This window comes from Bradyrhizobium oligotrophicum S58 (genome assembly GCF_000344805.1).
GTDB lineage: Bacteria > Pseudomonadota > Alphaproteobacteria > Rhizobiales > Xanthobacteraceae > Bradyrhizobium > Bradyrhizobium oligotrophicum.
Genome location: NC_020453.1, coordinates 651,249 through 664,070, shown reverse-complemented (window position 1 = coordinate 664,070; position 12,822 = coordinate 651,249). Strand labels below are relative to the sequence as shown.

Here is a 12,822-nt window from a genome sequence, read left to right as displayed (position 1 = left end):
GCCTCCGTGCGCCGTGCAACCGCGCTATCGATGCCGCTGCTGATCCTGCTCTCGGCCCCGGTGGCAGCGGACGATCTCGCCCACGGACGCCAGCTCGCCGAGCGCTGGTGCGCCGCGTGCCACGCCGTCGCCACGGAGCCAACCAAGTTTCGCCGCGCCCGGCCCTTCGTCGCGATTGCATCCAGGGAGAGCGTGACCAAGGAGATGCTGGTCAAGTTCCTCCTGCTTCCCCACGCGACCATGGCCAACAACCCGCTCAGTGCAACCGATGCGGCCGATCTGGCAGGCTATATCCTCAGCCTCAGGAAATAGTCTTCCGTCGCATCCGGCGGTGTGCCGAGTGTAGGCGGACCGGGCAGGCGGTCCCGGCGGCCGGAACTGCAGCGGTGCGGCCCGCAGCGCGGAGACCTCACCGGCTTTTCAGCCGGATCCCCTGGAACAAAACTGTCAATTGGGCGTTCCATGTATTCGCCGTCGTGAGCTGGAACACGTCGCATGACCCGAGGTGGTCTGCTGACGGCAAAGCTCGCCGTCCTCGTTGCCCGGAAAACCAACAACAAGCAGCGAACGAGATAGCCCTTGCATTCGTACACGAACAAGTTGGTAATCGGGCGCGCGGCGTCTTCTCCGTCGACCTGCTAGCAAGGAGCCTGCGACGTGCACGGAATGCCCGGCGCCTCCCCCGCCTCACGTCCGACCGACGACGATACGGCCTATCTGGCCGCCATCGTGGACTCGTCTGCCGACGCCATCCTGAGCACGACCACCGACGGTGCGATCCGCAGCTGGAATGCCGCCTGCGAACGGATGCTGGGTTTCACCGCGGCCGAAATGATCGGGCGGTCGGTGTACGACATCATTCCTCCCGATCTGTCGGAAGGCGCACGCGCCATTCGCGCCCGGGTCAGCATGGGCGAATCCATCGAGAGCTTCGAAACGATGCGGCTTACCAAGCAGGGCCGTCCGATCGAGGTCTCGATCACGTTCTCACCGGTTCGCGACCCGCAAGGTGCGATCGTCGCGATCTCGGCCATCATCCGCGACGTCACCTTGACAAAGAAGGCCGAGCGCGGCGCCGCGATGCTCGCGGCCATCGTCGCCTCGTCCTCCGACGGCGTCGTCAGCAAGACGCTGGACGGCACCATCACCAGCTGGAACAAGAGCGCCGAGCGCATCTTCGGCTTTACCGAAGACGAGATGATCAACCGCTCGATCCGCACGATCATCCCGCAGGAGCGTCAGGCCGAGGAGGACCGTATCCTCGCCACCGTCGTGTCCGGCGCGATGATCGACAATTTCGAGACCGTCCGGCTGCGCAAGGATGGCGCGCTGATCGACGTCTCGGTCACGGTCTCGCCGGTTCGCGATTCCGCCGGCCGCATCATCGGCGCGTCCAAGATCGTGCGCGACATCACCGACAAGCGCCAGACCCGGGAACAGCTGCGCACTTTGCTCGCCGAGGTGAACCACCGCAGCAAGAACCTGCTGTCCCTGGTGCAGGCGATCGCGCGGCAGATGACCCGCCATGGCCGGCAACTCGACCTCAACCGCTTCCTGGAGCGCCTGCAGGCGATCGCGAGCAATCAGGATCTCCTGATACAGAACGACTGGCGCTTCATCCCGCTCGGCGGCCTCGTCCGCTCGCAGCTTGGCGCATTCAGCGATCTGATCGGCAACCGCATCGCGATCGACGGCCCGCAGATCGAACTGACGCCTGAGGCAGCGCAGTCCATCGGCATGGCCGTCCACGAGCTCGCGACCAACGCGGCCAAATATGGTGCGCTGTCGAACGACGGTGGACGGATCGCCGTCGGCTGGACGTGCACCGACGGCAGCTTCGATATGACGTGGGTCGAAAGCGGCGGCCCGGAGGTCGCCCCGCCGGAGCACGTCGGATTCGGCAGCCGCGTGATTTCGGACATGGTGCGGGCCGGCCTCGATGGAATGGTCGAGGTTCAGTTCCTGCCGACCGGATTGCGCTGGCACCTGAGCTGCCCACTGCAACGTCTCAGCCGCGGCGGTCACCATGCGCGCCGATGAACCGACTCATGTCCTGATCGTCGAGGACGATCCGATGATCGGCTTCGACCTTGCGGTCGAACTCGAAGCCGCCGGATTCACGGTGGTTGGCGTTGCCCCGACCGTGGACAAAGCGCTCTCTCTGCTGGAGCGGCATCATTGCGACCTTGCCGTGCTCGACGTCAATCTCGGACAGGAAACCTCGGCGCCCATCGCACGCGCTTTGGTCGCCGCCGGGGTGCCCTTCGTCGCCGTCACCGGCTATTCCGTCGACCAATGCCCGGAAGAATTCGCCAGGGCCCCGCTGCTGTCGAAGCCATTCCAGACATCGCGCCTGGTGGCCGCGCTGAGGCGGCAGTTGCATGAGTGATGGCGCGGCCATAAGAGCGCGCGTCTCGCTCGTCGCTGTTCCAGGCGGCAAATTAGTTTGTAGACGGCGAGAGACGAGAAACAGGCAAGGACGAGAAGCGGGCCATCGCGGCTCGGACGGTAAACTCCCTCTCCCCGTTCTTACGGGGAGAGGGTTGGGGTGAGGGGCAGCCGCGGGAAGTGCGCATGGTGAGACCTGTACCCCCTCACCCGGATTGCATCTTCGATGCAATCCGACCTCTCCCCGCAAGCGGGGCGAGGTGCACCGAGCAAGCCGCAAGATGTCAGCTCGCACGCGCCACGAGGAGGGACGCCAGCGAAGCTCGCTGCGGCGTCCTGGCAGCATCGGCTTCGTCGCAGATCTCCCCGCAACTCAGCTCCCCGGCCCAACTATCACCCCGCAATCTCCACCACAATCCGCCCCGTCGTCACCTGATCACCCTCGGCCACCTCGATCGCGGCCACCGTCCCGGCAATCCCGGCCGTATGAACGTGCTCCATCTTCATCGCCTCGAGCGTCACCACCGGCTGCCCCAGTTCGACGCGATCACCCGGCTTCACCAGCACCGCGACAACGCGGCCGTTCAACGCCGCGCGTACCTTGCCATCACCGCCGGCAGCGGCCGAGGATTGCGGCCTCGCCAGCGTCAGATCATGCACTGCCAGCGTCTGGCTGCGATGCTGCACGAACAGCCGATCGCCGTCACGGACGAAGCGCGCGCCGTCGACGATGTCGGCGCGACGAAAGCGGATCGCGTCATTGACGAGCGAAACGATCTCATAGCGATGCTCGGCGCCATCCTGCGTCACGCGGTAGAGCCCGTCGCGCTCGCGCCAGAGCTCGCACTCCCGGACCTCGCCGCCGATCTCGAACCGGAGCGGCGTCGCAAAGGCTGCCGCCAGCGAACGGCCGCTGCGAACGGGATGCGCGTGCGGATGGCTGACGGAGAGCAACAACGCGGCGAGCTCAAGGTCGGCCGCATCGACGGCCGGCGCACGCAGCTCGTCACGATATGCCGCAATGAAAGCGGTGGTCGCCTTGCCCGCAGCGAAAGCCGGATGGCGCAGACAGGAGATCAGGAAGGACTGGTTGGTCGCAACGCCCAGCGCCGCGGCCTGCTCGAGTCCGGCGATCAGTTTTGTCCGCGCCTCCTCACGGGTCGCACCGTGGCTGATCAGCTTGGCAATCATCGAATCGTAGTAGGGAGGAATCTCCGCACCGGATTCCAGCGCATGCTCGACGCGGATCGTCTCCGGCATCTGCCACAGCGCCATCCGCCCAGACTGCGGCATGAAGTCGTGCGCGGCATCCTCCGAGCACAGCCGCACCTCGATGGCATGGCCGGAGAAGTTGATCTGCTCCTGAATGAGCGGCAGCGGCTCACCGGCAGCCACGCGCAATTGCCACTCGACGAGGTCGAGACCGGTGAGCGCCTCGGTGACCGGATGCTCGACCTGCAGCCGCGTGTTCATCTCCATGAAGTAGAACTGGCCGTCGGCATCGAGCAGGAACTCCAGCGTGCCGGCGCCCTCATAGCCGAGCGCCTTTACGGCCTGCACCGCCACCTCGCCCATGCGCGCGCGCAGCTCCGGCCCGACCGCCGGTGACGGCGCCTCCTCGATCAGCTTCTGATGCCGCCGCTGCACCGAGCAGTCGCGCTCGCCGAGATGAACCGCGTTGCCGAAGGCATCGCCGAACACCTGGATCTCGATATGGCGCGGATTGGCGATCGCCTTCTCCAGGATGACGGTGCCGTCGCCGAATGCCGCCGCTGCTTCCGAGCGCGCGCTGCGCAGCAGATCGGGAAAGGCGTCCGCATCGCTCACCAGCCGCATGCCGCGGCCACCGCCACCGGCGACTGCCTTGATCATCACGGGGAAGCCGATGCGCCTGGCCTCGCGCAGCATCGCCTCGTCGCTTTGGTCGTCACCTTGATAGCCGGGCACGCAGGGCACGCCGGCGCGCTGCATGATCGCCTTGGCGCCGGCCTTGTTGCCCATCGCCGCGATCGCATCAGGCGATGGTCCAACGAACACCAGTCCCGCCTCCTTGCAGGCGGCGGCGAAATCCCCGTTCTCGGCGAGAAAGCCGTAGCCGGGATGCACGGCATCGGCGTCGGTCGCCTTTGCCGCGGCGAGGATCGCTGCGATGTTCAGGTAGGATTGCGCCGGCGGCGGCGCGCCGATGCGGACGGCCTGATCGGCCAACCGCACATGCGGCGCATCGTGATCGGCATCCGAATAGACCGCGACTACGCCATGGCCGAGCCGACGCGCGGTACGCATGACCCGCAGCGCGATCTCGCCACGGTTGGCGATCAGCACCTTGTGGAACGGCCTGCGCGGCATCTTCTCGCTCCCTCCGCTCATGGCCGGGCCACCGAGAATTGCATGCGCTGCGGCTGCCGCGCCTCCGCCTCGCGGCAGATGGCCAGCACCTCCGACAGCACCGCGCGGGTGTCGCGCGGATCGATCACGCCGTCGTCGAGCACGCGCGCCGAGGTCGCGAACACGTCCATCTGGCCGTCGAACACGCCGATGATCTGCGCCTTCATCGCCTCAAGCTTGTCGCGCTCGACCGGCTTGCCGCGGCGCGCGGCCGCCGCCTCGGTCACGATCGCCATCGTCTCGGCGGCCTGCTCGCCGCCCATGACGGCCGTCTTGGCGTTGGGCCAGGAGAAGCAGAAGCGCGGATGGAAGCCGCGGCCGCACATGCCGTAATTGCCGGCGCCGAACGAGGCGCCGCAATAGATCGTGATCTGCGGCACCGTTGCCGAGGTCACCGCCTGGATCATCTTGGAGCCGTGCTTGATCATGCCGGCCTCCTCATAGGCGCGGCCGACCATGTAGCCGGTGGTATTGTTGAGATAGAGGATCGGCGTCCGCGTCTGGCAGCAGGCCTGGATGAAATGCGTCGCCTTGTTGGCGCCCGCCGGATCGAGCGGGCCATTGTTGGTGACGATGCCGATCGCCTGGCCGTCGATGCGGGCATGGCCGCACAATGTGGCCGGGCCATAGTTCGGCGACATCTCGACGAAGTCGCTGTCGTCGACGATGCGCGCGATCACCTGACGCATGTCGACCGGGCGCTTGTGGTCGAGCGGCATGATGCCGAGCAGTTCCTCCTAGTCGTAGCGCGGCGGCTTCGCCGGTGATACGTCGTGCGACGCCCGGTCCCAGTTCAGCTTGCCCATGATCTCGCGCGCGATGCGCAACGCATCGCGATCGTCCTCGGCGAGATAGTCACCGAGCCCGGAGATCGCTGTGTGCATCTCGGCGCCCCCGAGCTCCTCCTCGGTGGCGATCTCACCGGTCGCGGCCTTGAGCAGCGGCGGCCCGGCGAGGAACGCACGGGTGCGGCCGCGCACCATGACGATGTAGTCGGACAGGCCGGTCTGATAGGCACCGCCCGCAGTCGACGAGCCGTGCGTGACCGTCACGACAGGAAGGCCCGCCGCCGACAGCCGCGCCAGATTGCGAAAGATGTTGCCGCCGCGCACGAAATCCTCGACGCGGTAGCGCAAGAGATTGGCGCCGGCGCTCTCGACCAGCTGCACGTAAGGCAGCTTGTTCTCCAGCGCCAGCTCCTGCACGCGCAGGGTCTTGTCGAGGCCGTAAGGCTGCAGCGCGCCGGCATCGATGCCGGAATCATTGGCCGACACCATGCAGCGTACGCCGGCGACGAAGCCGATACCTGCCACCACGCCGCCGCCCGGCACGCTCTTCGCAGGGTCCGGCGAATCGAACATGTAACCGGCAAGCGTCGACAGCTCCAGGAACGGCGCCCCGGGATCGAGCACCAGCGCCACGCGCTCGCGCGGCAGCAGCTGGCCGCGCTGATGAAAGCGGTCCTTCGCAGCGGCCGAGGCATTGCGCGTCCGCGCCTCGAGATCGCGCATCCGCGCGATCAGCCCGAGCATGCCGTCGCGATTAGCCTGAAAGGCGGCGCCGGTGGGAGAGATGGTGTTGTCGATCACAGCCACGAAACGAGTTCTCTCTTTTGGTCGTCATTCCGGGGCGCGCGGAGCGCGAGCCCGGAATCCATACTCCCGATGGTGGTTATGGATTCCGGGCCTGGCCCTTCGGGCCATCCCGGAATGACGGCGGAAGTCGTTGATACAGCTCACGCGCTCTTCGCGAAATGCTCGCCATAGGCCTGGCGCAGCTCGACCTTGCGCAGCTTGCCGGTGGCGGTCATCGGCATCTCCTCGAGCACGCGCACCAGCTTCGGCACCTGGAAGCCGCCGAGCGACTTGCGGCAATGTTCGAGCAGCTCGGTCTCACTGGCCTGCGCGCCCGGCTTGAGCTTGACGAAGGCCGAGACCGCCTCGCCCCATTGCGGATGCGGCAGGCCGACCACGGCGGCGTTCTGCACCGCCGGATGCGCCAGCAGGGTCTCCTCGATCTTGACCGAGGCGACGTTCTCGCCGCCGGACTTGATCATGTCCTTCTTGCGGTCGAGAAACAGCACCTCGCCCTTGTCGATGACCGCGAGATCGCCGGTGTGATGCCAGCCGAATTTTCGCGCGTCCTCCGTCGACTTCGGATCCTTGTAGTAGCCCATCATCACGTTCGGACCGCGATGCACCAGCTCACCAATCTCGCCCGGCGGCAGAAGGTTGCCGGCATCGTCCATGATCGCGGTCTCGTTGACGAACAGCGACTCACCCCAGTAATTGCCAAAGCGATTCAGCTGCACCTCGGGACGCGACATCGTCGTTGCCGGATACATCTCGGTCTGGCCGCTGGTCAGCACGAAGTTCGGGCACAGCTCCTTGATGGCCCGCTCCAGCAGCGGCCGGCCCATCGGCGCCATCGTATAGAGACAGGCGCGCAAGTGGGAAAGGTCGAACTCCTTGCGGCGCGGGTGATCGAGGATCGCCTGGTACATCAGCGGCAGGCCGACGAACACGGTGAGCCGGTCGCGCACGATCGCGGCCATGCAGGCGACCGGATCGAAGCCGCGCATCAGCGCCATGCGACCGCCGACCGAGAGATAGCTGAGCAGCAGCACGTGGCCGGCGCAGTGGAACAGCGGGAACTGCCCGGTGATGCCGTCGTCGCGCGACAGCTGCATCTCGATGCAGTTGCTCATCACGGCCATGACGACCGCGAGATGGCAATGCATCGCGCCCTTCGGCCGCGACGTGGTGCCGGAGGTGTAGATGATCATCGCGAGATCGCGATCGTTGATCTCGATCTCGGGTTCGATCTCTGATTGGCCCTGGATCAGGTCGTTAAAGCTGGCGAGCCCCGCCGCCTTCGCCGTGCCGGCGAGATCGACCGCGATCAGCTCGACGCCGCGCTGCTCCAGCGCCGCACGCCGCTCGGGCTGACCGTACAGATTGTCATCGATGATGGCGAAGCGGACCTCGGCATGGCCGAGGATGTAGTCCATGTCGACCGGGCCGAGCATGGTGTTGATCGGAACCCAGACCAGGCCGGCACGGTGGATACCGAACAGCGCTTTGACGAACTCGATCGAATTGTTGCAGACGGTCGAGATCTTCTCGCCCGGCTTCAGCCCCTTGGCGACGAGAGTGTTCGCGAACCGGTTGGCATCGCGCTCCAGCTCAATGAAGGTGACCTGGCGGGAGCCATCGGTGATCGCGACACGCTCCGGAAAGCGCCGCGCGGCGCGCTTCAAGAGATCGCCGATGGCGACCCTGCCGATGCGGCCGGGGCCGGATACGCCGCCGGTGGCGTCGAGATTGGTCATTGATTGACTCCTTCCCCATCCGCGTCATTGCGAGGAGCCGAAGGCGACGAAGCAATCCAGGGCCGAGTGCGCGACTCTGGATTGCTTCGTCGCTTCGCTCCTCGCAATGACGGTGCATGTTGCGTCAGTTGATTGTGCCAAACATCTGCCGCGCCTCAGCCGGGCTCGCGATCTCGCGCCCCGCACGCCGCGCGCAGGCGGCGATCGCCTCGATCAACTGGCCGTTCGAGGTCACCTTGACGCCGTCGCCGAGATAGAACGTGTCCTCGAGCCCCGTCCGCAGATGGCCGCCGAGCTCGGCGCAGCGCTGGTGCAGCGGCCAGATCTCGGCGCGGCCGATTGCCGTGACCTGCCAGTGCGCTTCCGCGAGCTTCAGCTTGAGCAGGATCGGCAGCAGTTCCGGGTCCGCCGGCATGCCCGAGGCGACGCCCATCACGAAATTATACTCCAGCGGACCGCTATACATCCCGGTCTGGCGATACATGCCGACACAGCGCACGATGCCGACGTCGAAGCATTCGAACTCCGGGATCGTGCCGGCGTCTTTCATCGCGGCGAGATAGTCCGAGATCTTCTCGACCGAATTGTCGAACATCATCGGCGGCCAGGCCCAGTTGTTGTCGGCCTTGACCTTCAGATAGTTCAGCGAGCCTGCATTGCAGGCCGCGATCTCCGGCCGGGTCTGCCGAATGCAGTCGAGTGCGCCTTGATAGTTCGGCCCGGACACGCCCGAGGTGTGATTGATGATGACGCCGGGACAGGCCTCGCGGATCGCCTGCTGGATCTCGCGCGAGACCTCGACCTCCCAGGACGGCAGATGCCCCTTGCCCGGCGCCTGCTGCCGCAGATGGATGTGCATGATCGCCGCACCGGCATCGTAGGCGCGCCGCGCCTCGCGCGCCATCTCCTCCGGGGTGACCGGCACGTGATGCTGCCTGGGATCGGTGAGCACGCCGTTCAGCGCGCAGGTAATGACGGCTTTGTCGCTCATGGCACTCGTTCGATGGGCTTGGCGCTGGCAGCGCTGGGCTGATCCCACCCGTATATGACGGCGGCCAGCCGGAATCTGCTTGCGTTGACTCGCTGGTGACGAGCAGCACGAGCCGTTATTGCTTTGCGTCAAGCCTACGGCCGGGGATCGACGCTAACCGGTTCCTGATCCTCTTCCTCACAGGGCGTGCAATGCCGACAGACACACAACCGGCGCCGATCTCTTCCAATGGCTTGAGCGCAACGGAAGCGGCGCGGCGCCTGCAGGCGGACGGCTTCAACGAGCTGCCGCAGACCGGCACACGTTCGATCCTCCGCCTCGTCGCCGACGTGCTGAAGGAACCGATGCTGCTTCTGCTGCTGGCGGGCGCCGGCATCTATCTCGCGCTGGGCGATATGGCCGAGGCGATGCTGCTCGGCGTGTTCGCCTCCGCGTCCGTCTTCATCACGATCGTGCAGGAGGCGCGCACCGAGCGCGTGCTGGAGTCGCTGCGCGATCTTTCCAGCCCGCGCGCGCTGGTGATCCGCGACGGCGAGCGGGTGCGCATCGCCGGGCGCGAGGTGGTGTGCGGCGACCTGATCGTGCTGGCGGAAGGTGATCGTATCGCCGCCGATGCGGTGCTGCGCGACTGCGACGATCTGCTGACCGATGAATCCCTCCTGACCGGGGAATCCGTGCCGGTGCGCAAGCGGCCGGCCGCAGGCGAGGTGATGGACGCGGCCACCGTGGCCGGCGGCGACGACCAGCCGTTCGTGTTCTCCGGCAGCCTGGTCGTGCGCGGCGGCGGCATCGCCGAGGTGATGGCGACAGGCCCGCGCACCGCGATCGGCAAGATCGGCCAGTCGGTAACCGCGCTGGAGACGGAGACGCCACGGCTGCGGCAGCAGACGCGGCGGCTGGTGATGGCGTTCGCGATCGGCGGCGCCATCGTCGTGGCGATCACCGTCGTGCTCTATGCGCTGTATCGCGGCGGCTGGCTGGAGGGCATCCTTGCCGGCATCGCGCTCGGCATGTCGATGCTCCCCGAGGAATTCCCGGTCGTGCTGACGGTGTTTCTCGCGATGGGCGCCTGGCGGATCTCGCAAGCCCGTGTGCTGACGCGGCGCGCCGCGGCGATCGAATCGCTCGGCGCCGCCACCGTGCTGTGCACCGACAAGACCGGCACCCTGACGCAGAACCGCATGATGGTGGCGCGGCTGGTGCTGCCGGACGGCACGGTGTTGAAGCCGGCCGCGGCAACGCCGGATGCGGTGACGCCGGCATTTCGCGACCTCGTCACGACAGCCGTACTGGCCTGCGACCCACAGTCGCACGACCCGATGGAGAAGGCGCTGCAGGCGCTCGGCGCAGACGCCGCCACAGGCGCCACGTTGCAGCGGCGCTATGGCCTGCGTCCCGATCTGCTCGCAATGAGCAACGTCTGGTCGGGCGATGGCGCCAGCGTCGTCGCGGCCAAGGGCGCGCCGGAAGCGATCGCATCGCTCTGCGGCCTCGGCGATGCCGAGCTGGCGGCGCTGCAAGCGCGGATCGAAACGCTCGCGGCCGAAGGCCTGCGCGTGCTCGGCGTCGCCGAGGCGAGTTGGAGCGGCGAGGAACTCCCCGACACGCAGCGAGGCTTCGCGTACAACTTCCGCGGCCTGGTCGGCTTCGCGGATCCGCTGCGGCCGGAGGTCAAGGATGCGGTCGCAGAATGCCGTTCCGCCGGCATCCGGGTGATCATGATCACCGGCGACTATCCGGCCACAGCCGCCGCGATCGCGCGTCAGGCCGGGATCGATCCCGAACGCGTCATCGCGGGCACCGAGCTTGCAGATCTCGACGACGACGCCCTGGCGCTGGCGGCGCGCACGCCGACCGCGTTCGCGCGCATCATGCCGGAGCAGAAGCTGCGCATCGTCTCGGCGCTCAAGGCCGATGGCGAGATCGTCGCGATGACCGGCGACGGCGTCAACGATGCGCCGTCGCTGAAGGCTGCGCATATCGGCATCGCGATGGGCGGCCGCGGCACCGACGTCGCGCGCGAGGCCGCAGCGATCGTGCTGCTCGACGATGATTTCGGCTCGATCGTGAAGGCGGTCCGGCTGGGCCGGCGGATCTACGACAATCTGCGCAAGGCGATGAGCTTCATCCTCGCGGTGCACTTCCCGATCGCAGGTCTCGCTTTGCTGCCGCTCGTCACCGGCCTGCCGCTGCTGCTCGGCCCGATCCACATCGCCTTTCTCGAGATGATCATCGACCCCGTCTGTTCGCTGGTGTTCGAGGCCGAGACCGAGGAAAGCGACATCATGAAGCGGCCGCCGCGTGATCCCTTGGAGCCACTGCTGCCGCGGCCGCTGGTGCTGTGGGGCGCACTGCAGGGCATTCTGGCCATGCTCGCCACCGGAGGCGTGCTGCTGCTGGCGCACCGCAACGGCATGCCCGCCGACGAGCTGCGCGCGCTGGTGTTCTTCACATTGGTGTTCGTGATCGTCAGTCTCATCTTCGTCAACCGCTCGTTCTCGAGCTCGTTGCGCGAGGCGCTGCTGCGGCCGAACCGGATGCTGCTGCTGGTGATCGGCTTCGTCATTGCCGTGCTCGCGACCAGCCTGATCCTGCCTGCCGCCGCGGCGCTGTTCAAGTTCGGGCCGTTGCACGCCGACGATCTCGGCGTGACCGCGGCCGCCGCGATCACGACGCTGATCGTGCTCGAACTGTCGAAGTTTCCGCTGCGCGCCGCCCTTACGCGGCACGTAGCGAAGCCGGATCAGGTCAAGACCGCCTCGCCGGCGCGATAGATCGCGAGATCGCGCGAGCCGGAGAAGATCGCGCGCGGCTTCAGGCCGTAGAAGCGGCGGATCGAATGGCTGAAATGGGTCGAGTCGGGATAGCCGATGTCCTGCGCGAGATGCGCGAGGTTGAGATCCTGGTTGGCGTAGTTGAGCAGATGCCGCGCGCGCTTCCAGGCGCGAAACGAACGGAAGGAGATGTCGGTCTCCTCCTTGAACAGATGCAGGAAACGCGACGTCGACAGGCCGACTGCTGCGGCGCAGCTCTCGGCGGTCGCGGGCTCGCCGGAGAAGCGGTTGATCAGGCCGATCGCCTTGACGACGCGCGGGTCCAGCGTTCGCTGCGGCAGCACCTCGCCGAAGCAAAGCCGGTCGAAGATCGCGCTTGTGACATCGCCGCTGAGCGGCCGCTGCACCAGCTCCTCATAGGCGGCGCGGATGCGGCAGGCAAAGGCCTCCGCCTCGCGCGTGACCTTGCTCGCAAAGCGCTCCAGCGTGCCGAGCGGCACGCTCTCCGGCTCGATGGTCACGACGATGACGGTGCGATAATCGCTCTCGATGGTGTGCTGCTTGTTGGGCGGCACCACCAGCAGCTCGCCGCGGCGCTCCTCGGCCCCGTCGGCCATCAGCCGCAGGCCACCGGTGAGCGCGACATAGACATGCAACGCACCCGAGCAGCGCTGGCGCGGTCGGCCGAGCAGCCCGGCGTAGAAGACGCGCTCGGGCGTGATCAGCATGAGATGGCCGGAATCCCGGCGGGTCACATCCATGGTCGTCCTCCTGAGGCGCGGCTCTGTCGGCCGCTTCTTTGGAGGAGAACCATAACGCAATTCGCGCCGCTGTCATCGGCTGTCACTGCCGATTTTTGTCGCGGTTAATCATCATACTATTGGGATGAGCTTGTCATTCCGGAACGGTCCGAAGGACCAGACCTCACATCCGCAATTGCGCACCATAGT

8 protein-coding genes and 1 pseudogene are annotated in these 12,822 nt (G+C 66.6%); 4 read left to right on the top strand and 5 right to left on the bottom strand.

The features are described from left to right. The first annotated feature begins 6 nt into the window (after positions 1–6). The 3 genes from S58_RS02970 (at position 7) to S58_RS02960 (ending at position 2,389) form a co-directional block, all read left to right on the top strand. The gene (locus S58_RS02970; RefSeq protein ID WP_015663755.1) at positions 7–312 is read left to right on the top strand and encodes a c-type cytochrome; all 306 of its coding nucleotides are present in this window, start codon (positions 7–9) and stop codon (positions 310–312) included. A 345-nt stretch (positions 313–657) separates the two neighbouring features. Continuing rightward, positions 658–2,040 (top strand): sensor histidine kinase, encoded by a 1,383-nt coding sequence (locus S58_RS02965; RefSeq protein ID WP_015663754.1) that lies wholly within the window; start codon positions 658–660, stop codon positions 2,038–2,040. Then, positions 2,027–2,389, top strand: coding sequence for a response regulator (locus S58_RS02960; RefSeq protein ID WP_015663753.1), 363 nt, complete (start codon positions 2,027–2,029; stop codon positions 2,387–2,389). The genes S58_RS02965 and S58_RS02960 overlap by 14 nt, the downstream gene beginning before the upstream one ends. Positions 2,390–2,781: 392 nt before the next feature. Here the strand turns inward: S58_RS02960 and S58_RS02955 are convergent, their stop codons facing one another. The 4 genes and pseudogenes from S58_RS02955 to S58_RS02940 all read right to left on the bottom strand — a co-directional run bounded on the left by S58_RS02955 (position 2,782) and on the right by S58_RS02940 (position 9,098). Further along, the gene (locus S58_RS02955) at positions 2,782–4,737 is read right to left on the bottom strand and encodes an acetyl/propionyl/methylcrotonyl-CoA carboxylase subunit alpha (protein WP_015663752.1); all 1,956 of its coding nucleotides are present in this window, start codon (positions 4,735–4,737) and stop codon (positions 2,782–2,784) included. Between the two features lie 17 nt (positions 4,738–4,754). Further along, positions 4,755–6,371: pseudogene (locus S58_RS02950) on the bottom strand (acyl-CoA carboxylase subunit beta). 140 nt (positions 6,372–6,511) lie between these two features. Next, positions 6,512–8,107, bottom strand: coding sequence for an AMP-binding protein (locus tag S58_RS02945; protein ID WP_015663749.1), 1,596 nt, complete (start codon positions 8,105–8,107; stop codon positions 6,512–6,514). A 124-nt stretch (positions 8,108–8,231) separates the two neighbouring features. Further along, a complete protein-coding gene (locus S58_RS02940) occupies positions 8,232–9,098 on the bottom strand; it encodes a BKACE family enzyme (protein WP_015663748.1) in 867 nt (288 codons plus the stop codon). A 191-nt stretch (positions 9,099–9,289) separates the two neighbouring features. Here S58_RS02940 and S58_RS02935 point away from each other — a divergent pair, with 191 nt between their 5' ends. Further along, the gene (locus S58_RS02935; RefSeq protein ID WP_015663747.1) at positions 9,290–11,872 is read left to right on the top strand and encodes a cation-translocating P-type ATPase; all 2,583 of its coding nucleotides are present in this window, start codon (positions 9,290–9,292) and stop codon (positions 11,870–11,872) included. Here the strand turns inward: S58_RS02935 and S58_RS02930 are convergent. Next, positions 11,842–12,633 (bottom strand): helix-turn-helix domain-containing protein, encoded by a 792-nt coding sequence (locus S58_RS02930; protein WP_015663746.1) that lies wholly within the window; start codon positions 12,631–12,633, stop codon positions 11,842–11,844. The two genes, S58_RS02935 and S58_RS02930, sit on opposite strands and share 31 nt — an antisense overlap. Between the last annotated feature and the right edge of the window lie 189 nt (positions 12,634–12,822).

Coding starts and splice junctions, on each gene's coding strand:
- S58_RS02960 (WP_015663753.1), top strand. CDS start 2,027: ATGCGCGCCGATGAACCGACTCATGTCCTGATCGTCGAGGACGATCCG.
- S58_RS02955 (WP_015663752.1), bottom strand. CDS start 4,737: ATGCCGCGCAGGCCGTTCCACAAGGTGCTGATCGCCAACCGTGGCGAG.
- S58_RS02935 (WP_015663747.1), top strand. CDS start 9,290: ATGCCGACAGACACACAACCGGCGCCGATCTCTTCCAATGGCTTGAGC.
- S58_RS02945 (WP_015663749.1), bottom strand. CDS start 8,107: ATGACCAATCTCGACGCCACCGGCGGCGTATCCGGCCCCGGCCGCATC.
- S58_RS02930 (WP_015663746.1), bottom strand. CDS start 12,633: ATGGATGTGACCCGCCGGGATTCCGGCCATCTCATGCTGATCACGCCC.
- S58_RS02940 (WP_015663748.1), bottom strand. CDS start 9,098: ATGAGCGACAAAGCCGTCATTACCTGCGCGCTGAACGGCGTGCTCACC.